We start from the raw sequence: 24,342 nt of genomic DNA, 5'->3' as shown, positions 1-24,342 counted from the left end.
TTGCACCTTGGGCGCGAATGCTATTCAACAAAGTAAATAAGGTGCAACCAGTTTCGCGAGAATAAGTTGCACCTAGTCGGATTTATCTGAAAAAGCCCTGTTTTTGCTCCCTTTTAGCGCAGTCTTGACGATTTACTAGAAGCAAAAGCACCAAGCAGGAGCGGTACGCTCGTACCGGAATTTAATTCCTGACGAACTGCTGATTTTTCCGACAAAAAAAGGGTTGCACCCGGTTGCACCTCGACGGTTGCGCAGCTAATCTTGCCGCCAGCTGATGCCACGCGGTCGTGGCAAACATGAGGATAAAAATATGGCTACCACCACCCTTGGGGTCAAACTTGACGACCCTACCCGCGAGCGCCTCAAGGCTGCCGCGACCTCGATTGATCGCACGCCGCACTGGCTGATCAAGCAGGCAATTTTCAATTACCTGGAAAAACTCGAGGGTGGTGCAACCCTGACCGAGCTGAGCGGTTTGACCAAGGATTCCGACGAAGCCGTCGATGCGCCTCTGGATCACGCCCACCAGTGCTTCCTCGAGTTCGCCGAAAGCATCCTGCCGCAATCGGTACTGCGCGCCTCGATCACCGCCGCCTACCGTCGCCCGGAACCTGAAGTGGTGCCGATGCTGATCGAACAGGCGCGCCTGCCTGCGGCGATGGCAGAAGCCACCAACAAGCTCGCCTCCTCGATTGCCGAGAAACTGCGCAATCAGAAAAGCGCCGGCGGCCGTGCCGGTATTGTTCAGGGGCTGTTGCAGGAATTTTCCCTGTCGTCCCAGGAAGGCGTAGCGCTGATGTGCCTCGCCGAAGCGCTGCTGCGCATCCCGGACAAAGGCACCCGTGACGCGCTGATCCGCGACAAGATCAGCACCGGCAACTGGCACCCGCACTTGGGCAACAGCCCGTCGCTGTTCGTCAACGCCGCCACTTGGGGCCTGCTGCTGACCGGCAAACTGGTCGCCACGCATAACGAAGCAGGTTTGACTTCGTCGCTGAGCCGCATCATCGGCAAGAGCGGCGAGCCGATGATCCGCAAGGGCGTCGACATGGCCATGCGCCTGATGGGCGAGCAGTTCGTGACTGGCGAAACCATCGCCGAAGCCTTGGCCAACGCCAGTAAGTTCGAAGCCAAAGGTTTCCGCTATTCCTACGACATGCTGGGTGAAGCCGCACTCACCGAGCACGACGCCCAGAAATACCTGGCTTCGTATGAACAAGCCATCCACTCGATCGGCAAAGCCTCCCACGGTCGTGGGATTTATGAAGGCCCGGGCATTTCGATCAAGCTCTCGGCACTGCACCCGCGTTACAGCCGTGCGCAGTACGAGCGCGTGATGGAGGAGCTGTACCCGCGCCTGCTGTCGCTGACCCTGCTGGCCAAGCAATACGATATCGGCCTGAACATCGACGCCGAAGAAGCCGACCGCCTCGAACTGTCACTGGATCTGCTGGAACGCCTGTGCTTCGAGCCGCAACTGACCGGCTGGAACGGCATCGGTTTCGTAATCCAGGCTTACCAGAAACGTTGCCCATATGTGATCGACTATGTGATCGATCTGGCTCGTCGCAGCCGTCATCGCCTGATGATCCGCCTGGTAAAAGGCGCGTACTGGGACAGCGAAATCAAGCGCGCCCAGGTCGAAGGCCTGGAAGGCTATCCGGTCTACACCCGCAAGGTGTACACCGACGTTTCCTACATCGCTTGCGCACGCAAACTGCTGTCGGTACCAGAAGTCATCTACCCGCAGTTCGCCACGCACAACGCCCACACCCTGTCGGCCATTTACCACATCGCCGGTCAGAACTATTACCCGGGTCAGTACGAGTTCCAGTGCCTGCACGGCATGGGTGAACCGTTGTACGAACAGGTTGTAGGCAAAGTTTCTGAAGGAAAACTGAATCGTCCGTGCCGCGTGTACGCTCCGGTCGGTACTCACGAAACACTATTGGCGTACCTGGTACGTCGTCTGCTGGAAAACGGCGCGAACACCTCATTCGTCAACCAGATCGCCGATCAGTCGATCTCGATTCAGGCCCTGGTCGCCGATCCAGTGGCCAACATCGAGCAGATGGCGACGCTGGAAGGCGGCTTCGGCCTGCCGCACCCGCGTATCCCGCTGCCGCGTGATCTTTATGGTGCCGAGCGCGCCAACTCCAGCGGCATCGACATGGCCAACGAACATCGTTTGGCTTCGCTGTCCTGTGCTTTGCTGGCCACCGCTCACAACCACTGGAAAGCCGCACCGATGCTCGGTTGCGCCTCCAGCACTGAAACCCCTGCGCCAGTTCTCAACCCGTCGGATCTGCGTGACGTGGTCGGCCATGTGCAGGAAGCGACCGTCGAAGACGTCGACAACGCGATCCAGTGCGCACTGAACGCTGCACCGATCTGGCAGGCCACCCCGCCCACCGAACGCGCTGCGATTCTGGAACGTGCCGCTGACTTGATGGAAGGCGAGATCCAGCCGCTGATGGGCCTGCTGGCTCGCGAAGCTGGCAAGACCTTCGCCAACGCCATCGCCGAAGTGCGTGAAGCCGTGGACTTCCTGCGTTATTACGCAGTGCAGGCACGCAACGATTTCACCAACGACGCCCACCGCCCATTGGGTCCGGTGGTTTGCATCAGCCCTTGGAACTTCCCGCTGGCCATTTTCAGCGGCCAGGTTGCCGCAGCACTGGCCGCCGGTAACCCGGTATTGGCCAAGCCTGCGGAACAAACCCCGCTGGTAGCGGCTCAAGCCGTGCGTTTGCTGCTCGAAGCCGGGATTCCGGAAGGCGTGCTGCAACTGCTGCCGGGCCGTGGCGAAACCGTCGGCGCCCGTCTGGTCGGCGACGATCGGGTCAAAGGCGTGATGTTCACCGGCTCCACCGAAGTCGCTCGTTTACTGCAACGCAACGTCGCCGGTCGCCTGGATGCTCAGGGCCGTCCGATTCCGCTGATCGCCGAAACCGGTGGCCAGAACGCAATGATCGTCGACTCCTCGGCGTTGACTGAACAAGTCGTGATCGACGTCGTATCGTCGGCCTTCGACAGCGCCGGCCAACGTTGCTCGGCCCTGCGCGTACTATGCTTGCAGGAAGATTCCGCTGACCGTGTCATCGAAATGCTCAAGGGCGCCATGGCTGAATGCCGTCTCGGCAACCCTGAGCGCCTGTCCGTGGACATCGGCCCGGTGATCGACGCCGAAGCCAAGGCGGGCATCGAAAAGCACATCCAGGCGATGCGCGACAAAGGTCGCAGCGTGTATCAGGTGGCGATCGCCAACAGCGAAGAAGTCAAACGCGGCACCTTCGTGATGCCGACGCTGATCGAGCTGGAAAGCTTCGACGAACTGCAACGGGAGATCTTCGGCCCGGTGCTGCACGTGGTTCGCTACAAGCGCAAAGACATCGATCAGCTGATCGGTCAGATCAACGCTTCCGGCTACGGCCTGACGCTGGGTGTGCACACCCGGATCGACGAGACCATCGCCAAGGTGATCGATAACGTCAACGCCGGTAACGTCTACGTGAACCGCAACATCGTGGGTGCAGTGGTCGGCGTGCAGCCGTTCGGTGGCGAAGGCCTGTCGGGTACTGGTCCGAAAGCAGGTGGTCCGTTGTACCTGTACCGTCTGCTGTCGACGCGTCCTACCGGTGCGATCGAACAATCCTTCGCTCGCGGTGACGCAGTCGTTGCACCGGACGTTCGTCTGCGTGATGCCATGAGCAAACCGCTGAACGCCCTGAAAGCCTGGGCCGACAGCAATAAGTTCAGCGACTTGAGCGCCCTGTGTGGGCAGTTCGCGGCGCAATCGCAAAGCGGTATCACCCGTGTCCTGGCGGGCCCGACCGGCGAGCGCAACAGCTACGCCATCCTGCCGCGTGAACACGTGCTGTGCCTGGCGGAAGTCGAAGGCGACCTGCTGACTCAACTGGCGGCGGTATTGGCTGTCGGCGGGTCGGCGGTATGGCCGGAAGCTGAATTGACCAAGGCTGTGTTCGCACGTCTGCCGAAGGAAGTTCAGGCGAAGATCAAACTGGTTGCCGACTGGAACAAGGACGAAGTGGTGTTTGATGCGGTCCTGCATCATGGCCATTCCGACCAGCTGCGTGCGGTGTGCCAGCAAGTGGCCAAGCGTGCCGGAGCGATTGTTGGGGTTCATGGCTTGTCGCAAGGCGAGACCAGCATTGCGCTGGAGCGCCTGGTGATTGAGCGGGCGTTGAGCGTCAACACCGCTGCGGCGGGTGGTAATGCCAGCTTGATGACTATCGGCTAAACAGCTTCAAAACCAGGCGTACAGCAATGATTGCCTGGAATGCAAAACCCCTTGTGGGAGCGGGCTTGCTCGCGAAGGCGGAGTGTCAGTCGACATCTACATTGACTGGTACGCCGCCTTCGCGAGCAAGCCCGCTCCCACAGTTGTTTTGGGGTGTCTGGTAGGTCGGTGCTCTGATCTACCATCACGCTCATCAATCATCCTGTTCAGCCTCTATCCCCACGCCTAGACTCGGTCCATTCCAAAAAAAGGTAGGCCGCCATGTCCGAGACGTTGCTCAGTTCCCGCAATCTGGCTTTCGAGCTGTACGAAGTCCTCGATGCCGAAGGCCTGACCCAGCGTGAGCGTTTCGCCGAGCATAATCGCGAGACCTTCGATGCCGCCATCGGCACTGCCCGCAACATCGCCGAGAAGTTCTTCGCCCCGCACAACCGCAAGGGCGATGAAAACGAGCCGCGCTACGAGAACGGTCAGGCGATTCTGATTCCGGAAGTGAAACCGGCGGTGGATGCGTTTCTCGAAGCGGGTTTCCTCAACGCCGCGCGCAGTTTTGACGCTGGCGGCATGCAACTGCCTACGCTGTTGTCCCAGGCCTGCTTCGCACACTTCCAGTCGGCCAACGCGGCGTCGACCTCGTACCCGTTCCTGACCATGGGCGCGGCGAACCTGATCGAAAGTTTCGGCACCGATGAGCAGAAACAACGCTTCCTGCAACCGATGATCGACGGTCGCTTCTTCGGCACCATGGCCTTGACCGAACCGCATGCCGGCTCATCGCTGTCGGATATTCGCACCCGCGCCGAGCCAGCGCCCGACGGCACTTATCGCCTGAAGGGCAACAAGATTTTCATCTCCGGCGGCGATCACCCGCTGTCGGAGAACATCGTGCACATGGTGCTGGCCAAGCTGCCGGATGCGCCGGCCGGGGTGAAGGGCATTTCGCTGTTTATCGTGCCCAAGTTCCTGGTCAACGATGACGGCAGCCTCGGCAAGCGCAATGACGTCTTGCTGGCGGGCCTGTTCCACAAGATGGGCTGGCGCGGCACCACGTCCACCGCGCTGAACTTCGGCGATAACGGTGAGTGCGTCGGCTACCTGGTGGGCAAGCCGCACCACGGTTTGAGCTACATGTTCCAGATGATGAACGAGGCGCGGATCGGCGTCGGCATGGGCGCGGTGATGCTCGGTTACGCCGGGTATCTGTATTCCCTGGAATACGCCCGCGAACGTCCGCAAGGTCGCGTGCCGGACAGCAAGGACCCGAACACCGCGCCGGTGCCGATCATTCAGCACGCCGACGTCAAACGCATGTTGTTGACCCAGAAAGCCTACGTCGAAGGCTCGTTCGACTTAGGGCTGTACGCGGCACGGTTGTTTGACGACACCACGACCCTTGAGACTGAGGCCGAGCGCAAACAGGCCCATGAGCTGCTGGATTTGCTGACTCCCATCGTCAAATCCTGGCCTTCGGAGTTTTGCCTGAAGGCCAACGAACTGGCGATCCAGATTCTCGGTGGTCACGGTTACACCCGCGAATACCCGGTGGAGCAGTATTACCGCGACAACCGTTTGAACCCGATCCACGAAGGCACCCACGGGATTCAGTCGCTGGATTTGCTGGGGCGCAAACTGGCGCAGAACGGTGGCGCGGGACTCAAGCAGTTGATCCGCTTGATTGCCAACACCGCCGAACGGTCGCAGGCGCATGAGTCGTTGACCGCCCTGCGTGAACCGCTGGAGAAACTGGTGGCGCGCCTGCAAACGGTGACCATCGGCTTGCTGACGGACCTGGGCCAAGGCAAGGTCAACAGCAGCCTGGCGAATTCGGCGCTGTACCTGAAAGTATTCGGGCACACGGTGATTGGCTGGCGCTGGCTGGAACAGGCTATTCGCGCCGAGGAAGGGTTGGCCAAAGGGCACGCGGCGGATGTGAGCTTCTATAAGGGCAAGTTGCAGGCGGCGCGGTATTTCCTGACATGGGAAGTGCCGGGTTGCCACCATGAGCTGGCGATTCTCGAGGCTCGGGATGATGTGTGTTTGACGATGCAGGATGAGTGGTTCTAACTAGAGCCTTGTGGTGCTGCTGACATCCATTCGCGAGCAAGCCCGCTCCCACAGTTGACCGCGTTGTCTGATGCATCGCGGATCAAATGTGGGAGCGGGCTTGCTCGCGAAGGCGCCCGCACAGACAACTCATCAACTCAACTTGAACCCACCCACTTGCCGCGCCAAGTCATCCGCCAACCGCTGCAATGTCTGGCAGTCCTCCCGGCACGCTCTCACTTCGCCAGCCGTCGCCCGGGCCAAATCGGAAATCCCCTGCACATTGCGGTTGATCTCTTCCGTCACCGCCGACTGTTCTTCCGTGGCCGTCGCCACCTGATGGTTCATGTCGCTGATGCGCTCGACCTGTCCGGTAATCGCCGTCAACGATGCGCCGGTGCGCTGGCTCGACTCGACGCCGGTGCCCGTCGCTGCCTGCCCGGAATGCATGGATGCAACCGCATTCTCCGCGCCCTGCTTGAGGCTGCCGATCATCTGCTGGATCTCGTCGGTCGACGTCTGGGTGCGCCGCGCCAACGTGCGCACTTCATCCGCCACTACCGCAAACCCACGCCCCATGTCGCCGGCCCGCGCGGCTTCGATGGCCGCGTTCAGTGCCAGTAAATTGGTCTGTTCGGAGATCCCGCGAATCACTGCCAGCACCTGATCGATGGATGCGACCTGTTCGGCCAATTCGCCAACGGCACTGGCGGCGATGCCGATTTCGTCGGACATGCTTTCGATATGCCGGATCGAACCACCGACCACTTCCCGCGCCTGCATCGCTTCATCCCGGGCGCTCTGCGAAGCGACGGCGGCGTTACCCGCGTTCTGGGCGATTTCCTGCACGGTCAGGCCCATTTCGTGGACGGCGGTGGCGACCATATCGGTCATTTCCTGCTGACGACCGGAGCGTTCGGCGGTGTTGTCCACGACCTTCGCCACTTGGCTGACCGCCGTGCGCAAACGCTCGCTGGTGGTCAGCACCTCGCCGATCATTTCGCGCTGGCTGTCGAGGAATCGATTGAAGCCGCGCGCCAGGTCACCCAGCTCATCGGCGCGACTGGAATCTAACCGATGGGTCAAATCTCCCCCACCGCTACCGATGGCTACCAGCGCGGCTGTTACCTGACGGATCGGCCGCACCAGCCCACGGGCCAGCAACACCACCAGTAACAGACACACCAGCGCCACCGCCAAACCAATTCCGCTGCTCATCCACATGGCGCGACGGGCTTCGGCGTAGATCTGCGACTGCGGCACTTCGGCCACCAGGGTCCAGCCCAGATCCCGTAACGGCAGGCTTAACGCCAGATAATCTTCGCCATCGCGGACAAAGCTGCTGTGGGTGGCAGATGCTTTTGAGCTAGAAAGTTGACCCATGACCGCTTGCGCAGCGGGCGAGCCGATTTGCTCGGCCAAGGTGCGCTTGCCGCTGAATTGCGCCTCAGGGTGAACCTGGATCAAACCGTCGGAACGCACGAGATAGACCTTGCCGCGCTCACCGAAGTTGAAGTTGTGGATCAGTTCCGACAGCTCTTTCATGCTTAACCCAAGCCCGGCAACACCCACGACTTTACCGGCCTGCTCGACCTTGAGGTCGATGAACAGCGCCAACTCTCCGGTCGCGGTGTCATTGTCGATATTGAGGGTGCGCGGCTGGTTGCTGTCGAGGAATGCGTAGAACCAGGCGTCTTTGGGATTGGAACGGCTGAGGGTCCGGTCCAGGCCTTTTTCAGTGAAGTAATGGTTTGAAGCCGTGCCGACGATCAGCGCGGTGAAGGCCTTGTGTTCGGCGCGGATACCTTCCAGATACTCGACGAACGCGGCGGTTTGAGCACCGTTTTCACCCTCGGCCAGCCAGTCGCGCACCATGCTGTTGCTGGCGATGTCCTTGGCGGCGGTGAGGGGTTGGACGAGGACTCGTTCGATGTCGTTGCGCATCGCTTCGATGCTCGACGGCAGTGCCTGTTCGACCAGATAGCTCTGGGCGAGGCGGTTGACCACGAGGGTATAAATGCCAACCACGATCAGAATACTGACCAGCAGGGCAGTGCCCATACTCAGGATTAACTGCCATTGAATACTGCGTCGCCAGAACTGCATGGAGCACCCCCAAAGAATAAGAGGCTGAAACACTGCAACAGCCGTGCCGATTGTATACAACTCAAACGACAATCTATTCTTTGGTTGTGCGCAAAGCCGATCAGGCCTGATTGATCGTCTTGGAGATCACTTCAACCGTGGCGCTGACTTGCTCTTGGTAACGGTCGAGTTCCTGCTTGTGCTGCTTTTGCATTTCAATCTGCTGGGAACACAGATTCATCGCAGCCAGCACCAGCAGTCGGTCACCGATCAGCGTCGGGTACTTCCTTTTGGTGTCGGCCAAGGCAGCTTTCAACATCATCGCGGCGTCCAGCAGGGTTTGCTCTTCCCCGGCCGGCGCCTTGATCGAATAGTCCTCCCCCAGGATCGAGACGACTTTTACCCCTGCGGCGCCATGATTCATGCGCTGACCGGGCCGGCGCTGACGCGCTCAACCAGGGCCTGGATGCGGGCCGCGGTGGCGCCTTGTTTCTCTTCCTGTTCCATCAGGTTCAGTTGCAGGCTTTCGTTTTCATCCTTGGCCTGGGCCAGTTCTGCGCTCAGGGTCTGGTTGGTGGCGAGCAAGGTCTGGTTCTGTTGCACCAGGTCGCTGACCAGCTGTTCCAATTGGCTAAGGGATGCTTCCAACATTTTGATTTTCCAAGCATTTTCAAAGGGCGCGTACGATAAAGAAAAGTCATCATGGATGCCAGGGTTATTCAGGCGCAAAGCCTTGATTTTCCTGGCGGACGGCCTTCCTCGCGAGCTTTAAAGACTGTGATTGGCGGATCTGGTTCCTGCACTTCGTCGCCGGGGCCCTTGTGCGACAAAAACGCGCAGGCACTCAAGACTTTAGTCGCATGACCGATAAGTCACTCATACGTCAGCTTCAGCGCCGCACGGGTGCGCTCACTTTGGTAAACAGCATGTCCCTTCGTAATATGAATATCGCACCGCGGGCGTTCCTCGGTTTCGCCCTGATTGGCGGTTTGATGCTGGTTTTGGGGGTGTTTGCCTTGAACCAGATGAGCAAGATTCGAGGCGCCGGCGAGAACATCGTCGAGAGCAGCGTGCCGAGCATCAAAGCGCTGGATGAGTTCACCCAACTGACCCTGCGCCTTCGGGTTCTGTCCTATCGCTTGTTGACCAACCGCGAACCCGACGTGCAGCAAAAAACCATCGAGCTGTTCGACCAGCGCAACCAGCAGATCCGCGCCGCACAGACAGAGTATGAAAAATTCATCAGCAGCCCTGACGAGCGTGCGGCTTACGACCAATACGTGCAGTTGCTTGGCCAGTACCGTCAGCTTGAAGACCGGATGAAGAGTCTGTCGCGCAACAACCAGGTGGAAGAACTGCGCACCTTGCTCAACACCGATCTGTTGAACAACTCTGAAGCCGTCAACGCCGTGCTCAACCGCCTGATGCTGATCAACAACCAACAGGCGGTCGACCTTAATCAGCAAGCAACGGATCAGTATTCCTCGGCGTTCACCCTGGTCGTCACCCTGCTGGTGATCGCCACCGGCCTGACACTGCTGTTCGCCTGGCTCCTGACCAACAGCATTACCAAGCCGATAGCCAACGCCTTGAGCGCGGCCGAAGAAATCGCCGAGGGCAACCTGACGCGCCCGATTCATGTCGATGGCGAAGATGAAGCCGGCCGCTTGCTGCTGGCCATGTCGAAGATGCAGGAAAAGCTGCGTGACACCCTGCAGCGGATTTCCGGCTCAGCCACGCAACTGGCGTCCGCCGCTGAAGAACTCAACAGTGTCACCGACGAAAGCGCTCGTGGCCTGACCCAGCAGAACAACGAAATCGAACAGGCCGCCACCGCCGTCAATGAAATGACCAGCGCCGTGGAAGAGGTCGCACGCAACGCCGTGAGCACGTCCGAAGCCTCGAAGAACGCCACCACCTCGGCCGGCGACGGTCGTGACCTGGTGCAGGAAACCGTCAGCGCCATCGAACGCATGAGCGCCGATGTGCAGAGCACCGCGACCCTGATTGGCGACCTGGCCAACGAGTCCCGTGACATCGGTAAAGTGCTGGACGTGATTCGCGGTCTGGCTGACCAGACCAACTTGCTGGCATTGAACGCAGCCATTGAAGCCGCGCGTGCCGGTGAAGCCGGACGTGGCTTCGCGGTGGTGGCGGATGAGGTACGTGCACTGGCGCATCGCACTCAGCAGTCGACCAGCGAGATCGAACGCATGATCGGCAGCATCCAGAGCGGCACCGAACACGCGGTGGACTCGATGCGCAACAGCACCGAACGTGCTGAGTCGACCTTGAACATTGCCCGCGGTGCAGGTCTTTCGCTGGACACCATCAACAGCGCCATTGTCGAGATCAACGAGCGCAACCTGGTAATCGCCAGCGCGGCTGAAGAACAGGCGCAGGTCGCCCGTGAAGTGGATCGCAATCTGGTGAACATCCGTGATTTGTCGGTGCAATCGGCGACCGGGGCGAATCAGACGAGTGCGGCGAGCAATGAGTTGTCGCGATTGGCGCTGGACCTGAACAACATGGTTGGGCGGTTTAGCCTGTAAACAGCGACACCTTCTCTGTGGCCAGGCGATTTATCTGTGGCTGAGGGATTTATCTGTGGTGAGGGGATTTATCCCCGTTCGGCGGCGAAGCCGTCGCAAGATCTGTTTGCGGTGTGTGCCTGAAAGAACGCAGGGGGCCGCTCCGCAGCCCAACGGGGATAAATCCCCTCGCCACAGGGATCAAGCTCAACCCGAGTGACGTTGTCGCTGCTGCAAAAGCTTTTTGACAGCATCACATTTCAACAGGTTAGAATCGCTGGCACGCAGACTGCATGGTCAGTTTGTGCCCGCCTTTCAGCTTTCTGGAGTACTGCCTTTGAATGCGACGACCATCAACAGCCTGTTCTTGATCGGCGCGTTGCTGGTAGGTGCGAGCATTCTGGTGAGCTCACTTTCCTCGCGCCTCGGCATCCCGATTCTGGTGATCATCCTCGCCGTGGGCATGGCCGCTGGCGTCGACGGCGGCGGCATTATCTTTGATAACTACCCAACGGCTTATCTGGTCGGCAACCTCGCCCTCGCGGTGATCCTGCTCGATGGCGGCTTGCGCACCCGCGTATCCAGCTTTCGCGTGGCGTTGTGGCCGGCGTTGTCGCTGGCCACGGTCGGGGTGTTGATAACCACCGCGCTGACCGGCATGGTCGCCGCCTGGCTGTTCAATCTGAACATGATTCAGGGCCTGCTGATCGGCGCCATTGTCGGCTCCACCGACGCCGCAGCGGTGTTCTCACTGCTGGGCGGCAAAGGCCTGAACGAGCGGGTCACCGCCAGCCTCGAAATCGAATCCGGCAGCAACGACCCGATGGCGGTGTTTCTTACTGTCACGCTGATCGACATGCTCGCCAGCGGCCAGACCGGCCTGCACTGGAGCCTGCTCGGGCACTTCGTGCGTGAGTTCGGCATCGGTGCCGTGATCGGCCTCGGCGGTGGCTGGGTCATGCTGCAATTGGTCAACCGGATCAACCTCGCCAACGGCCTCTACCCGATTCTGGTGATTGCCGGCGGCCTGGCCGTCTTCGCCCTGACCAACGCCCTGCACGGCAGCGGCTTCCTGGCGGTTTATCTCTGCGGCCTGGTGATCGGCAATCGTCCGGTGCGCAGCCGCCACGGCATTCTGCACATGCTCGACGGCATGGCCTGGCTGGCGCAGATCGGCATGTTCCTGGTGCTGGGGCTGCTGGTGACGCCGCATGACCTGCTGCCCATCGCCCTGCCCGCTCTGGGTCTGGCGCTGTGGATGATTCTGTTTGCGCGGCCTCTGTCGGTGCTGGTCGGCCTGCTGCCGTTCAAGGCGTTCCATGGCCGCGAAAAGGCGTTTATTTCCTGGGTCGGCCTTCGCGGCGCGGTCCCGATCATTCTGGCGGTGTTCCCGCTGATGGCCGGCCTGCCAAATGCCCAGCTCTACTTCAACCTCGCCTTCTTTATCGTGCTGGTGTCGCTGCTGGTGCAGGGCACGAGCCTGCCGTGGGTGGCGAAGCTTTTGAAAGTGACCGTTCCGCCGGAGCCGGCGCCGATCTCCCGCGCAGCGCTGGAGGTGCATGTCACCAGCGAGTGGGAGCTGTTCGTTTATCGCCTCGGCGCCGAGAAATGGTGCATCGGTTCGCCCCTTCGTGAGCTGAAAATGCCCGACGGCACGCGTATCGCCGCTCTGTTTCGTGGCCAGCAACTGCTCCATCCGTCGGGTAGTACGGTGCTCGAAGTCGATGATTTGCTGTGTGTTATCGGCCATGAACACAACCTTGCGGCCCTCGGAAAACTCTTCAGTCAGGCGCCGCAACGCGGCCTCGATTTGCGCTTCTTCGGCGACTTCGTGCTCGAAGGAGACGCCCAGCTGGCCGCGGTTGCGGCGCTGTACGGGTTGAAAGTCGAAGGCATCGACCCGGACATGTCGCTCGGCCATTTCATTGCCCAGAAAGTGGGTGGTGCCCCAGTTGTCGGCGACCAGGTGGAGTGGAACAACACCATCTGGACCGTCGCGGTCATGGAGGGGAACAAGATCGGCAAAGTGGGCGTCAGATTCCCCGAAGGAAGTCGCCCCGGCCCGGGCTTGTTCCTCTAAACTCCATTCTTCGTCTCGTTTTCGATCGGTCTCTATGTCAACCCTGCGCACTTTTTTCATCATGGCCCTACTGGGCTTGAGTCTTTCTGTCGGTACCTTGCAAGCGGCCGAACCGCCGACCAGCGAAGCCGTGCAGGCGAGTCTGAACAAGATCGCCGATCGCAAACTGCCGGAAGCAGATCAGAAAGCCCTGCAATCCGTCCTGCAAAGCACGCTGACCCAGCTCGGCAACCAGCGTGACTACGAACAAAAGCTGGTCGCACTCAAGCAGCAGCTGGCCACCGCGCCCAAGCAGAACATCGAAAACCAGCGTGAGCTGACCAAGCTCAAAGCCACCAGAATGCCGCCGGTGCCGCAACGCTACGCCAGCCAGTCGATCCAGCAGCTCGAGCAAATGCTCACCGAGCGCTCGACCCAGCAAAGCGACTTGCAGAAGGCGCTGGCCGATGCCAACAGCCTGGTGATCACCGCACAGACTCGCCCCGAGCGTGCACAGGCCGAAATTTCCGCCAGCCAGACACGCATTCAACAGATCAACAACATCCTCAAGGCCGGCAAGGACGCCGGCAAGACCTTGAGCGGTGAACAGCGTGACCTGCTGAATGCCGAGTTCGCGGCATTGAATGCGCTGATTCCGTTGCGTCGCCAGGAATTGGCCGGTAACAACCAATTGCAGGATCTGGGTAACAGCCAGCACGACTTGCTGAGCGAAAAATCCGATCGCCTGGATCAGGAAATCCAGGAGCTGCAAACCCTGATCAACCAGAAGCGTCTGGCCCAGTCCCAGGAGACGGTGACGCAACAGTCCATCGAAGCGCAGAAGTCCGGCGGCAGCGCGCTGCTGGCCACCGAAAGTTCGGCCAACCTGAAGCTCTCGGACTACCTGCTCAAAAGCACTGACCGCCTCAATGAGGTCACTCAGCAGAACCTGCAGACCAAGCAGCAGCTGGACAACGTGACCCAAAGCGATTCGGCGCTGGACGAACAAATCAACGTACTCAAGGGCAGCCTGCTGCTGTCGAAGATTCTCTACAAGCAGAAACAGGCCCTGCCACGTCTCAAGCTCGACCGCGACCTGGCTGACCAGATCGCCGATATTCGCCTCTACCAGTTTGAAGTGAGCCAGCAGCGGGAATTGCTCAGCAACCCCGCGACCTATGTCGACAACCTGTTGTCCACCCAGCCGCCGGAGCAAGTCACCCCGCAGCTGCGAAAAAGTCTGCTGGAACTGGCCACCACCCGCGCAGACCTGCTGGAACGCCTGAACCGCGAACTGAGTGCGGTGCTCAACGAATCCATCACCTTGCAACTCAATCAGAAACAGCTGCTCAGCACCGCGCAAAGCTTGCGGGCGACTCTCGATGAGCAAATGTTCTGGATCCCCAGCAACAAGCCACTGGACCTGGAATGGATGCGTGCGGTGCCGGAACGCCTGCAACGTCAGGTCACCACGCTGCCGTGGGCTTCCAGCCTGAGCGAATTGAGTGATGGCCTGATCCAGCGGCCGTTGCTGTTCCTGCCCCTGGTGTTGCTGATCGGCGCCCTGTTGTGGCGGCGTAAAAGTCTGTATGCCCGACTGAGCAAAGTTCACCAGGACATCGGCCACTTCAAGCGTGACAGCCAGTGGCACACGCCGCAGGCCATCCTGATCAATATCCTGCTGGCAATGCCGGTCTCGCTGGGCCTGGCCTTGTGCGGCCTGGCCTTGCAGATCGACGCCCGCGGGCAGAACGCCAACATGGGCGCGGCGTTGCTGCAAATGGCCCAGGCCTGGCTGGTGTTCTACACCGCTTACCGGATCCTCGCCCCCGGCGGCGTGGCTGAACTGCATTTCCGTTGGGAAAAGCCTCAGGTCGAGTTCCTTCAGGGCTGGGTCCGCCGACTCGGGTTGGTGGTGATGGCATTGGTTGCCGTGGTGGCGGTGGCCGAACTGCAACCCTCGACGCTGGCTGATGACGTACTGGGCATGCCCGTGGTGCTGATCTGCTACGCCTTGATGGCCTGGCTGCTCAGCCGCCTGCTGATCAGCAGCCCGACTCACCAGAACGCTTCGCTGTTCCGCAAAGCGGTCGGGGTGATGTTCACCGTCCTGCCCGTGGCGTTGTTCGTGGCGGTATGCTTCGGCTATTACTACACCGCGCTGAAGCTCAGTGACCGGTTGATCAACACCCTTTACCTGCTGATGTTCTGGCTGGTGATCGAGGCCACTTTCGTTCGCGGTCTCAGCGTTGCAGCACGACGCCTGGCCTACCAGCGCGCCCTGGCCAAACGCCAAGCTGCGAAAGAGGCTGGCGACGGCGAAGCGGTGATCGAAGAGCCGACGCTGGACATCGAGAAGGTCAACGAACAGTCCCTGCGCCTGATCCGTCTGGCACTGCTTGGCGGTTTCATCGCGGCGCTGTACTGGGTCTGGTCCGATCTGATCTCGGTATTCTCGTACCTCGACAACATCACCCTTTACGAATACACCAGCGGGACCGGCGCCAACATGAGCATGGTGCCGATCAGCATCGGCGACATGCTCGGCGCGCTGATCATCATCGGTATCACCTTTGCCCTCGCGCGCAACTTGCCAGGTTTGCTGGAAGTGTTGGTACTGTCGAAGTTGAACCTGGCGCAGGGCAGTGCTTATGCCACGACCACGTTGCTGTCCTACGTGATCGCCGGCATCGGCTTCGTCTCGACCCTGTCGACCCTCGGCGTGAGCTGGGACAAGTTGCAATGGCTGGTGGCGGCGTTGTCGGTGGGTCTCGGCTTTGGCATGCAGGAGATTTTCGCCAACTTCATCTCCGGCATCATGATTCTGTTCGAGCGTCCGGTGCGGATCGGCGACACCATCACCATCGGCAACCTGTCGGGTACGGTCAGCAAGATCCGTATCCGCGCCACGACCATCACCGACTTCGACCGCAAGGACATCATTGTCCCGAACAAGACGTTCATCACCGGGCAACTGATCAACTGGTCCCTGACCGACACCATCACCCGGGTGACCCTCAAGCTCGGCGTCGACTACGGTTCGGACCTGGATCTGGTGAAAGAGCTGCTGCTCAAAGCCGCGCGCGATAACCCGCGCGTCCTGAAAGACCCGGAACCCCATGTGTACTTCCTGAACTTTGGCGAAAGCACCCTCGACCACGAGTTGCGCATGCACGTGCGCGACCTCGGTGACCGTAACCCGGTGCTGGACGAGGTCAACCGCTTCATCAATCGCGAGTTCAAGAAGCAGCACATCAACATTTCGTTCCGGCAGATGGAGGTTTACCTCAAGAACCTTCACGGTCAGGAATACAAAATGGTGCCGATCGAGCCGGAAGCCAAAACCATCGTGCCGCTGGTGGAAGGCAAGTCGCCCCTTCAGCCCCCGCCCGCCAAGCTCGACTAACCGCCCTATCCCTAGCAGAATGCTCGGACATTCTGCTGGAGATGGCCGGTGAAAGCCCTCGACGAACTGACCTTCGATAATCGCTTCGCCCGCCTGGGCGATACGTTTTCCGCCCATGTGCTGCCCGAGCCCATCGACAACCCGCGTCTGGTGGTGGCCAGCCCTGCGGCTATGGCGCTGCTGGATCTCGATCCCGCCGTAGCGGATACCCCGGAGTTCGCCGAACTGTTCAGCGGTCATAAGCTCTGGGCCGACGCGGTGCCTCGGGCGATGGTTTATTCAGGGCATCAGTTCGGCTCCTACAACCCACAGCTGGGCGATGGTCGCGGCCTGTTGCTGGGCGAGGTCTACAACGAGGCCGGCGAACACTGGGATTTGCACCTCAAGGGCGCCGGCCAGACGCCCTTTTCGCGCATGGGCGATGGACGCGCGGTACTGCGCTCGTCGATCCGCGAGTTTCTCGCCTCCGAAGCACTTAACGCCCTGAACATCCCGACCACCCGCGCGCTGTGCGTGATCGGCTCCGACACCCCGGTGTGGCGCGAGAAGCAGGAACGCGCAGCCATGGTCCTGCGCCTTGCGCCGAGCCATGTGCGCTTCGGGCATTTCGAATATTTCTACTACACCAAACGCCCCGAGAAGCAGAAAGAACTCGGCGAGCACGTATTGGCCATGCATTTCCCGGAATGCCTGGAACAACCGGAACCGTACCTGGCGATGTTCCGCGAAATCGTCGAGCGCAATGCCGAGCTGATCGCCAAATGGCAGGCCTACGGTTTCTGCCACGGCGTGATGAACACCGACAACATGTCGATCCTGGGCATCACCTTCGACTTCGGCCCGTTCGCTTTCCTCGACGACTTCGACGCCCATTTCATCTGCAACCACTCGGATGATCAGGGCCGGTATTCCTTCAGCAATCAGGTGCCGATCGGCCAGTGGAACCTCAGCGCCCTCGCCCAGGCACTGACGCCTTTCATCAGCGTCGAGGCCCTGCGTGAAACCCTTGGCCTGTACCTGCCGCTGTATCAGGCCCACTACCTGGACCTGATGCGCCGCCGCCTCGGTCTCACCACCGCTGAAGACGATGACCAGAAACTGCTGGAGCACTTGCTGCAATTGATGCAGAACAGCGGCGTCGATTACACGCTGTTCTTCCGTCGCCTGGGGGATGAATCACCGGAACTGGCCGTCACCCACTTGCGTGATGACTTTGTCGACATCAAGGGCTTCGATGCCTGGGGCGAGCTGTATATCGCCCGGGTTGCCCGTGATGGCGAGGTTGATCAGGAGCAGCGGCGCATGCGGATGCATGCAGTCAATCCGCTGTACATCCTGCGTAACTATCTGGCGCAAAAAGCCATCGATGCGGCGGAGAGCGGTGATTATTCAGAGGTTAGGCGACTGCATGCGGTGCTGAGTAATCCGTTTGACGAGCAAGCGGGGATGGAAAGCTACGCCGAGCGGCCGCCGGAATGGGGGAAGCATTTGGAGATCAGTTGTTCGTCGTGAGAGTGAACACTGCACGCTTCAGATGGGCATTTACCGGTGCCCACGGTCATAGGCTTCGACATGGTCGCCTATGATCGACACCAAACCCTCCAGGGGGTGCAATTCATCACCGCCCATCATTTTTAACAACTCATCTCGTGATTCGACCAACCGATCATACTCAGTTTCCGATTCAGGTCGTTTTAACAACCATGATACGGATGGCCAGTGTTCTATGGCCTGTTTGACGATATCGCTCATTTTTCACCTCGTTGATCGCAGTCGGATTGAAGAAGTGAAGAATAAGAGTTGAACAACTCGCTACCTAGCAGACGGAACCGTCTTGACCTGTAAGTCGCTTCTCCAATTGCAGCAGGCTCCTGCCTACACATTCCTACCTTGATAAACAGGAACTTTGCCTCCAGATCCATTGCATTGACTGCCAATTCTCGAAGAGCCCGACCATGACCGACCCACTCCTCATCCCCTGCCCCCACTGCAACGGCCTCAACCGCATCCCCGCCGAACGCCTCAACGACCATCCAAAGTGCGGCCGCTGCAAGGCCGAGGTCTTGCTGAGCAAGCCGTTCGAGTTGAAGCAAGGCGATTACGCCAGTCAGATCAAGGGTGATCTGCCATTGCTGGTGGATGTGTGGGCGGAGTGGTGTGGGCCGTGCAAGTCGTTTGCGCCGGTGTTCGAGCAGGCGGCGGGGCAACTGGTGGGTAAATGCCGGCTGGCAAAACTGGACAGCGAGGCGAACCAGCAATTGTCGGCGCAGTTGGGGATTCGCTCGATTCCGAGTCTGATTTTGTTCAAGAACGGCCGGGAAGTGGCACGCCAGAGCGGCGCCTTCCCGTTACCGCAATTGATGAGCTGGTTACGCAGTCAGGGCATCTGAACAAGATCTCGTAATCACCACGGAACTGTAGGAGCGAGGCTTGCCCGCGAAGAGGGCATCACATTCAACACTGTCGTTGACTGTCAGACCGTCTTCGCGGGCAAGCCTCGCTCCTACAGAGGACTGTCAGGCGTTTTCGAGCAGGTTGTGCAGCTCGACAAATTGCTGCGTCAACTTGTGCCGTGGGTCGAGGTGGATCAGCGGCGTATTGGCCTGGTGGGATTCGCGCATGCGCACCGAGCTGGTCAGGTACACCGGCAGCACTGGCAAACCTTCAGCGATCAGCTCGTCGAGAATTTGCTGCGGCAGGCTGGCACGGGCCTGGAACTGATTGACGACGATGCCTTCAACTTCCAGGCCTTCGTTGTGGTCTTCCTTCAATTCTTCGATTTCCGCCAACAGACCGTACAGAGCCTGACGCGAGAAGCTGTCGCAATCGAAGGGGATCAACACTCGGTCAGCGGCAATCAATGCCGATACCGCATAAAAGTTCAGCGCAGGCGGGGTATCAAGGTAGATGCGGTCGTAATCTTCCCCCAGTTCCTCAAGCAATTTGCGCAGCTTGTTGATCTTGTGTTTGGCCTCAAGTTTAGGCTGCAGGTCAGCCAACTCGGCGGTCGCGGTGATGACGTGGAGGTTTTCGAACGGCGTTTCGTAGATGTCGACCTGGTTTTTCTTCGAGAACGGTCCAGAGGACAGGGTTTGCTTGAAGAAGTCGGCAATGCCCATCGGGATGTGATCCCCGGTGAGGCCCGTCAGGTACTGAGTGGAGTTGGCCTGGGCATCGAGATCCACCAACAGGGTGCGATATCCCTCGCTGGCGCTGACCGCCGCCAGATTGCAGGCAATGCTGGACTTGCCCACGCCACCTTTCTGATTGAAAACCACGCGCCGCATGTCAAAAACCTCCGTGTATCAAAGAATGACCGAGTGTAGTAGTCCACGGCGCTGCTTAGCTACCTCGCCGGCATGGGGACTACACAGTCAGCGGCAATCTCTTAATAAAAAAGCCGCCAAACCCACCATTGATTACCGACAGAGCTGACAGACATGCTCACCCCGATGTGGATAATGGCCAAACGACAGCTTTTCCACGAACCAACCAGTACGTTTCATTGAGCAAAATGTAACCATCGTTTGCTACACACCCGTCGCAACGGGATAATGCGCGCCACTCGGCGCCAAGCGCCACCTAGGCAGTTTGTTTTTTTGCGATTCGCCGCGTCAAGGAAGCCCGCAGGGGCGGGATGAATGCCTGTGATCAACTTCAACATCGCCCAATGGCGCGCGTGGGCTCCTGGGCTCGAAAGCGTGGACGATTGGCAGGCCTGGAGCCGACAACCGGTCGTGCTTCAGAGCAGCGATGCCGCCCCCGACGTGTCTTTTCTGCCGGCCATGCAGCGCCGGCGGCTCAGCCGCCTGGCGCGGATGGCGTTCAGCGTCGGCTGGCCCCTGGCCGACGGTCGCCAGGACCTACCGTTGGTCTTTATTTCCCGTCATGGTGAAACACCCCGGACGTTCGAAATCCTCAGCGACCTGGCTGCCGAACAACCGTTGTCGCCGACCCAATTCAGCTTGTCGGTGCACAACGCGGTCATTGGCCTATGGTCGATCATGCGCGGTGAAACCAGCGAAATGACCGCCCTGGCCGCCGCCGGCGACGGCCTTGAACACGGCATGCTAGAGGCCGCGGCGCTGCTTGCCGAAGGCGCGCCGGCCGTGCTGCTGATCGTCACCGAAGAACAACCGCCCGAGGCCTATTCGGCCTGGATCGACGACGTGCCGTTCCCTTATGCAGTCGGCCTGTTACTGACACCGGGTACCGACTGGCAGCTGTCCTTGAACAGCGCTACGGATGCGTTGTCCAACGCCCACTGGCCCCATGCCTTGAATCTCTTGCGTACCCTGCTCGGCCAGCAGACTACCTGCCAACATGCCTGGAAAAATCGTGTATGGACCTGGCAACGCAACCTATAACCGAAAAAAACCGCGACGCCTATTACTGGCGCCTGCTGGCCACTGCCGCAAGCTTCACCCTGTTCGGGTTGGGCGGGCTGTGCCTGCGACTGGTGGTTTTCCCATTGCTGAGCTGCCTGCCCGGCGACGCCCAGACCCGTCGGCTACGGGCACGGAAAACCGTCAGTCGCTGCTTTTGGTTTTTTGTCCGGTTCATGGCCCGAACCGGCGTACTGACCTACGACATCCAGGGCGCAGAAAAGCTCGGTCGTCCGGGGCAGATGATCATTGCCAATCACCCGTCGTTGATCGACGTGGTGTTCCTGATCGGCCTGGTGCGTCACGCCAACTGCGTGGTCAAAAACAGCCTCTGGGAAAACCCGTTCACCCGCGGCCCGCTACGCCGCACCGAATACATCAGCAACGACGGCAGCATGGACATGCTCGACGCCGCGGCTGACGCACTGAAAAGCGGCCAGACCCTGATCATCTTTCCCGAAGGCACACGCACCCAGCCGGGCGAACCGCCGGCCTTTCATCGGGGTGGCGCGGCAATCGCCCTGCGTGGTGCGAAAATCCTCACCCCGGTCATTATCAAAGTCAGCCCGACCACACTGACCAAGGCCGAACCCTGGTATCGCATCCCGAAACGTCGCGTGCACTTCAGTTTCCGCGTCGGGGCCGATATAGACCCACAAGCCTTTGCCGCGTGTGGCCCTGCGCCTCAGGCTTCGCGCAAGCTCAACGATTATTTGCATTCTTACTTTATTAAGGAGCTCGCCGAAGATGAGCGATCTACACCGTGAAATCAAAGAACTGATCATCGACGCCCTGGGCCTTGAAGACATCAGCGCACAAGACATCGGCGACGACCAGACGCTGTTCGGCGAAGGCCTGGGCCTGGATTCGGTAGACGCCCTGGAACTCGGCCTGGCGATCCAGAAAAAGTACGGCATCAAAATCGACGCCGACGCCAAGGACACCCGTAATCACTTCAGCAACGTGGCGAGCCTTGCGGCGTTCGTCACCGCAAAACAGGCAGCTTGAGACCGGACCATGCAAACTCGTGACGACATTTTCAACACCCTGCGCGATGCCTTGGTCGAACTCTTCGAGCTGGACCCTGAGCGCGTGAGCCTCGAATCCAATCTGTATCAGGACCTGGAAATCGACAGCATCGACGCCGTCGACCTGATCGATCACATCAAGCGTCAGACCGGCAAGAAAATCGCCGCCGAAGAATTCAAATCGGTGCGCACCGTCAGCGACGTGGTCGAGGCGGTCTACCGCCTGGTTCAACCGGCCGCATGAGTCGACTGATCGGCCTTGGCCTGCTGCTGGCGGGCCTGTTTTACCCCTTTGCGGTGTATTTCGGCATGGAACACTTTGCTCCGTGGCAGTTCGGTCTGCTGCTGGGCAGCCTGTGGCTGGCGCGGGCGCTGCTCGGTGTCCATCGCCCCGGCAGTCTGTGGATGGCGATCACCGCTATTGGCTTTTGCCTGTTGCTGGCGCTGTTCGACAGTCCGCTGTTGCTGCGCTGGTACCCAGTGCTGATCAGCGCTTTCATGCTCGGTCTGTTTGGCCTGAGCCTGAAAGTCGGGCCGCCGATGGTTGAACGCCTGGCGCGCCTGCGTGAGCCGCACTTGCCGGCCAAGGCGATTGTTTACACCCGACAGGTGACCGTCGTCTGGTGTGTGTTTTTCCTCTGTAACGGTTTGCTCGCCGCCGCCCTGACCCTCTGGGCGCCGCTGAGTTGGTGGATGTTGTACACCGGCCTGATTTCCTATGGATTGATGGGCCTGCTGTTTGCCATTGAATGGCTCATACGACAACGGGTACGAGGCCACCCATGAATTGGATATCACTTGAGCAGCTGTTGCTCAAGACACAGCCAGAGCGTGCCATTACGGCCAAACCGGCGTTGAATCACGCACACCTGTGCGAACAGGCGTTGAGCCTCGCGGCCGGCCTGCAAACCCAGGGTGTGCAGCGCATTGCCGTGCACCTTGAAGATGCCGCTGACCTGGCGATTGCCCTGCTCGGCGCCTGGCGTGCCGGGGTCAGTGTGCTGCTGCCTGCCGACCTGCAACCGCAGACTCGCCAACGCTGGTCGAACGAAGTCGATCTGTGGCTGACCGATCAGGCAGACGACGCGCACCTGAGCGATTACCGGCATGCACCGCTGAGCACCGCCGCACTGGATCTGGATCGCTGCCAGCTGAGCCTGTGCACATCCGGTTCCAGTGGCGAACCCAAGCGCATCGACAAAACCCTGCGCCAGATTGCCAATGAAGTTGAAGCGTTGGAGCAGCTGTGGGGTGCCGATCTGGGCCAGGCGTGCATCATCGGCAGCGTCGCCACCCAACACATCTACGGTTTGCTGTTTCGGGTGTTGTGGCCGCTATGCGCCGGGCGGGCGTTCGTGCGCAAGCAACTGGCCTTCCCGGAAGACTTGCAGCGCGCCAGCCGCGAACACCCGGTGTTCGCCTGGGTCGCCAGCCCGGCGCTGCTCAAGCGCATGGGCGACAACCTGGACTGGCCGGCATTGAGTGCGGTTCGTCGAGTGTTTTCTTCCGGTGGCGCGCTACCGGCAGAGGCCGCACAAAGCCTTCACGAACGCCTGCAGCAATGGCCGACGGAAATCCTCGGCAGCTCGGAAACCGGTGGTATCGCCTGGCGTCAGGGTCACGATCTCTGGCAACCGTTTGCCGACGTCAAACTGACTCAGGACAGCGATGGAGCCCTGCTGGTCGCCTCTCCCTACTTGCCCGCCGGCCATATCGAACACACCGCTGATGCCGCCAGAATCGCTGCCGACGGCCGATTCGAATTGCTCGGACGACTGGACCGGATCGTCAAACTGGAAGAAAAACGCATCTCGCTGCCGATGCTGGAAAAGGCGCTGATGGACCACGGCTGGGTCGCCGACGCGCGCCTCGGCGTGGTCCAGGAAAACCGCGCCTCGCTGGGCGCGCTGCTGGTGCTGACGGACGCAGGCCTGCATGCCTTGCGCAATCAGGGCCGACGCACTGTCACGCAAGAATTGCGTCAGCACCTGAGCCAGCATTGCGAAGCCTTGGCCCTGCCTCGACGCTGGCGGTTGCTGCGGCAATTGCCCCTGAACACTCAAGGCAAACTGCCCCAGGCTGACGTCGAAGCCTTGCTGCTGGCACCCCGCCCGAAAGCGCCGGAAGTGTTGGATCAGGTCGAAGTCGATGGCGAATGGAGCCTGCAACTGGCCGTTCCGCCGGACCTTGCCTACTTCAGCGGGCACTTCCCGCAAACGCCGGTATTGCCCGGTGTGGTGCAGGTGGATTGGGCGCTGAGCCTCGGCCAGCAATTGATGGACCTGCCGGCCAAATTCGCCGGCATGGAAGTGCTGAAGTTCCAGCAACTGGTGCGCCCCGGCGATGAAGTGCAACTGCACCTGCGCTTCGATCCGGAGCGCGGCAAATTGTATTTCGCCTACCGCAATGAAACCGCGACCTGCTCCAGTGGGCGGATTTTGCTGGAGGTAATGCCCGATGCATAACCTGTGGCATTGGCGATCATTGTGGCGAGGGAGCTTGCTCCCGCTGGGCTGCGAAGCAGACCCAAAACCATCCGGCGTA

Annotated in this window: 18 protein-coding genes and 1 pseudogene; 13 read left to right on the top strand and 6 right to left on the bottom strand. The window is 60.1% G+C overall.

The features are described from left to right. Positions 1-310: 310 nt before the first annotated feature. Both putA and ACA068_RS02390 read left to right on the top strand, forming a co-directional pair. Positions 311-4,261 carry a trifunctional transcriptional regulator/proline dehydrogenase/L-glutamate gamma-semialdehyde dehydrogenase gene (gene putA / locus ACA068_RS02395; RefSeq protein ID WP_497307313.1) on the top strand — a complete coding sequence of 1,317 codons (3,951 nt, stop codon included), beginning with the start codon at positions 311-313 and terminating at the stop codon, positions 4,259-4,261. Positions 4,262-4,522: 261 nt separating this feature from the next. After that, positions 4,523-6,325: an acyl-CoA dehydrogenase gene (locus ACA068_RS02390; protein WP_497307311.1), complete on the top strand. Its 1,803-nt coding sequence runs from the start codon at positions 4,523-4,525 to the stop codon at positions 6,323-6,325. 132 nt (positions 6,326-6,457) lie between these two features. Here ACA068_RS02390 and ACA068_RS02385 read toward each other — a convergent pair whose 3' ends face one another. The 4 genes and pseudogenes from ACA068_RS02385 to ACA068_RS02370 all read right to left on the bottom strand — a co-directional run bounded on the left by ACA068_RS02385 (position 6,458) and on the right by ACA068_RS02370 (position 9,040). Then, positions 6,458-7,189 (bottom strand): methyl-accepting chemotaxis protein, encoded by a 732-nt coding sequence (locus tag ACA068_RS02385; protein ID WP_497310527.1) that lies wholly within the window; start codon positions 7,187-7,189, stop codon positions 6,458-6,460. Positions 7,190-7,321: 132 nt separating this feature from the next. Continuing rightward, positions 7,322-8,365 (bottom strand): annotated as a pseudogene (locus ACA068_RS02380) (HAMP domain-containing protein); the annotation flags it as partial. A gap of 145 nt (positions 8,366-8,510) precedes the next feature. After that, positions 8,511-8,813 carry a cell division protein ZapA gene (locus ACA068_RS02375; protein WP_010464343.1) on the bottom strand — a complete coding sequence of 101 codons (303 nt, stop codon included), beginning with the start codon at positions 8,811-8,813 and terminating at the stop codon, positions 8,511-8,513. Next, positions 8,810-9,040: a hypothetical protein gene (locus ACA068_RS02370; RefSeq protein WP_094469479.1), complete on the bottom strand. Its 231-nt coding sequence runs from the start codon at positions 9,038-9,040 to the stop codon at positions 8,810-8,812. Before ACA068_RS02370 ends, ACA068_RS02375 begins: the two co-directional genes overlap by 4 nt. 275 nt (positions 9,041-9,315) lie before the next feature. Between ACA068_RS02370 and ACA068_RS02365 the strand changes: the two genes are divergently transcribed. From ACA068_RS02365 to selO, 4 genes are all read left to right on the top strand, one after another. Further along, positions 9,316-10,941, top strand: a complete 1,626-nt coding sequence (locus ACA068_RS02365; protein ID WP_497307309.1) for a methyl-accepting chemotaxis protein — start codon at positions 9,316-9,318, stop codon at positions 10,939-10,941. A gap of 316 nt (positions 10,942-11,257) precedes the next feature. Next, a complete protein-coding gene (locus ACA068_RS02360; RefSeq protein WP_497307307.1) occupies positions 11,258-13,000 on the top strand; it encodes a potassium/proton antiporter in 1,743 nt (580 codons plus the stop codon). 34 nt (positions 13,001-13,034) lie between these two features. Continuing rightward, positions 13,035-16,385 carry a mechanosensitive channel MscK gene (gene mscK / locus ACA068_RS02355; protein ID WP_497307306.1) on the top strand — a complete coding sequence of 1,117 codons (3,351 nt, stop codon included), beginning with the start codon at positions 13,035-13,037 and terminating at the stop codon, positions 16,383-16,385. A gap of 48 nt (positions 16,386-16,433) precedes the next feature. Continuing rightward, positions 16,434-17,897 carry a protein adenylyltransferase SelO gene (gene selO / locus ACA068_RS02350; protein ID WP_497307305.1) on the top strand — a complete coding sequence of 488 codons (1,464 nt, stop codon included), beginning with the start codon at positions 16,434-16,436 and terminating at the stop codon, positions 17,895-17,897. Positions 17,898-17,927: 30 nt separating this feature from the next. Here selO and ACA068_RS02345 read toward each other — a convergent pair whose 3' ends face one another. After that, entirely contained in the window at positions 17,928-18,137 is a 210-nt protein-coding gene (locus ACA068_RS02345; protein ID WP_497307303.1) for a hypothetical protein, read from the bottom strand. 203 nt (positions 18,138-18,340) lie between these two features. Between ACA068_RS02345 and trxC the strand changes: the two genes are divergently transcribed. Continuing rightward, positions 18,341-18,775, top strand: a complete 435-nt coding sequence (trxC, locus tag ACA068_RS02340) for a thioredoxin TrxC (RefSeq protein WP_497307302.1) — start codon at positions 18,341-18,343, stop codon at positions 18,773-18,775. 126 nt (positions 18,776-18,901) lie between these two features. Here trxC and ACA068_RS02335 read toward each other — a convergent pair whose 3' ends face one another. Then, positions 18,902-19,672, bottom strand: a complete 771-nt coding sequence (locus ACA068_RS02335; protein ID WP_497307300.1) for a ParA family protein — start codon at positions 19,670-19,672, stop codon at positions 18,902-18,904. A gap of 354 nt (positions 19,673-20,026) precedes the next feature. Here ACA068_RS02335 and ACA068_RS02330 point away from each other — a divergent pair, with 354 nt between their 5' ends. Genes ACA068_RS02330 through ACA068_RS02305 form a run of 6 tightly spaced genes read left to right on the top strand, consistent with a single transcriptional unit; the run spans position 20,027 to position 24,263 of the window. Then, positions 20,027-20,752 (top strand): beta-ketoacyl synthase chain length factor, encoded by a 726-nt coding sequence (locus ACA068_RS02330; protein WP_497307298.1) that lies wholly within the window; start codon positions 20,027-20,029, stop codon positions 20,750-20,752. Then, entirely contained in the window at positions 20,728-21,537 is an 810-nt protein-coding gene (locus ACA068_RS02325; RefSeq protein ID WP_497307296.1) for a lysophospholipid acyltransferase family protein, read from the top strand. The genes ACA068_RS02330 and ACA068_RS02325 overlap by 25 nt, the downstream gene beginning before the upstream one ends. Then, positions 21,518-21,778 carry a phosphopantetheine-binding protein gene (locus ACA068_RS02320; RefSeq protein ID WP_008149626.1) on the top strand — a complete coding sequence of 87 codons (261 nt, stop codon included), beginning with the start codon at positions 21,518-21,520 and terminating at the stop codon, positions 21,776-21,778. The genes ACA068_RS02325 and ACA068_RS02320 overlap by 20 nt, the downstream gene beginning before the upstream one ends. Positions 21,779-21,787: 9 nt before the next feature. Then, complete coding sequence (locus ACA068_RS02315; RefSeq protein ID WP_007992314.1) at positions 21,788-22,042, top strand: acyl carrier protein; 255 nt, start codon at positions 21,788-21,790, stop codon at positions 22,040-22,042. After that, on the top strand, positions 22,039-22,584 hold the full coding sequence (locus ACA068_RS02310; RefSeq protein WP_497307294.1) for a COG4648 family protein: 546 nt from the start codon (positions 22,039-22,041) through the stop codon (positions 22,582-22,584). The genes ACA068_RS02315 and ACA068_RS02310 overlap by 4 nt, the downstream gene beginning before the upstream one ends. After that, on the top strand, positions 22,581-24,263 hold the full coding sequence (locus ACA068_RS02305; RefSeq protein WP_497307292.1) for an ApeI family dehydratase: 1,683 nt from the start codon (positions 22,581-22,583) through the stop codon (positions 24,261-24,263). Before ACA068_RS02310 ends, ACA068_RS02305 begins: the two co-directional genes overlap by 4 nt. The last annotated feature ends 79 nt before the right edge of the window (positions 24,264-24,342 follow it).

The sequence above is a fragment of the Pseudomonas sp. LBUM1660 genome (assembly GCF_059695935.1).
The sequence above is the reverse complement of the archived record's forward strand: the minus strand, read 5'-3'. Positions and strand labels throughout refer to the sequence as shown.

Bases quoted from the DNA above. Each gene is read 5' to 3' on its own strand.
- putA (WP_497307313.1), top strand. From the start codon at position 311: ATGGCTACCACCACCCTTGGGGTCAAACTTGACGACCCTACCCGCGAG.
- ACA068_RS02390 (WP_497307311.1), top strand. From the start codon at position 4,523: ATGTCCGAGACGTTGCTCAGTTCCCGCAATCTGGCTTTCGAGCTGTAC.
- ACA068_RS02385 (WP_497310527.1), bottom strand. From the start codon at position 7,189: ATGGTCGCCACCGCCGTCCACGAAATGGGCCTGACCGTGCAGGAAATC.
- ACA068_RS02375 (WP_010464343.1), bottom strand. From the start codon at position 8,813: ATGAATCATGGCGCCGCAGGGGTAAAAGTCGTCTCGATCCTGGGGGAG.
- ACA068_RS02370 (WP_094469479.1), bottom strand. From the start codon at position 9,040: ATGTTGGAAGCATCCCTTAGCCAATTGGAACAGCTGGTCAGCGACCTG.
- ACA068_RS02365 (WP_497307309.1), top strand. From the start codon at position 9,316: ATGTCCCTTCGTAATATGAATATCGCACCGCGGGCGTTCCTCGGTTTC.
- mscK (WP_497307306.1), top strand. From the start codon at position 13,035: ATGTCAACCCTGCGCACTTTTTTCATCATGGCCCTACTGGGCTTGAGT.
- ACA068_RS02345 (WP_497307303.1), bottom strand. From the start codon at position 18,137: ATGAGCGATATCGTCAAACAGGCCATAGAACACTGGCCATCCGTATCA.
- trxC (WP_497307302.1), top strand. From the start codon at position 18,341: ATGACCGACCCACTCCTCATCCCCTGCCCCCACTGCAACGGCCTCAAC.
- ACA068_RS02335 (WP_497307300.1), bottom strand. From the start codon at position 19,672: ATGCGGCGCGTGGTTTTCAATCAGAAAGGTGGCGTGGGCAAGTCCAGC.
- ACA068_RS02330 (WP_497307298.1), top strand. From the start codon at position 20,027: ATGCCTGTGATCAACTTCAACATCGCCCAATGGCGCGCGTGGGCTCCT.
- ACA068_RS02325 (WP_497307296.1), top strand. From the start codon at position 20,728: ATGGACCTGGCAACGCAACCTATAACCGAAAAAAACCGCGACGCCTAT.
- ACA068_RS02320 (WP_008149626.1), top strand. From the start codon at position 21,518: ATGAGCGATCTACACCGTGAAATCAAAGAACTGATCATCGACGCCCTG.
- ACA068_RS02315 (WP_007992314.1), top strand. From the start codon at position 21,788: ATGCAAACTCGTGACGACATTTTCAACACCCTGCGCGATGCCTTGGTC.
- ACA068_RS02310 (WP_497307294.1), top strand. From the start codon at position 22,039: ATGAGTCGACTGATCGGCCTTGGCCTGCTGCTGGCGGGCCTGTTTTAC.
- ACA068_RS02305 (WP_497307292.1), top strand. From the start codon at position 22,581: ATGAATTGGATATCACTTGAGCAGCTGTTGCTCAAGACACAGCCAGAG.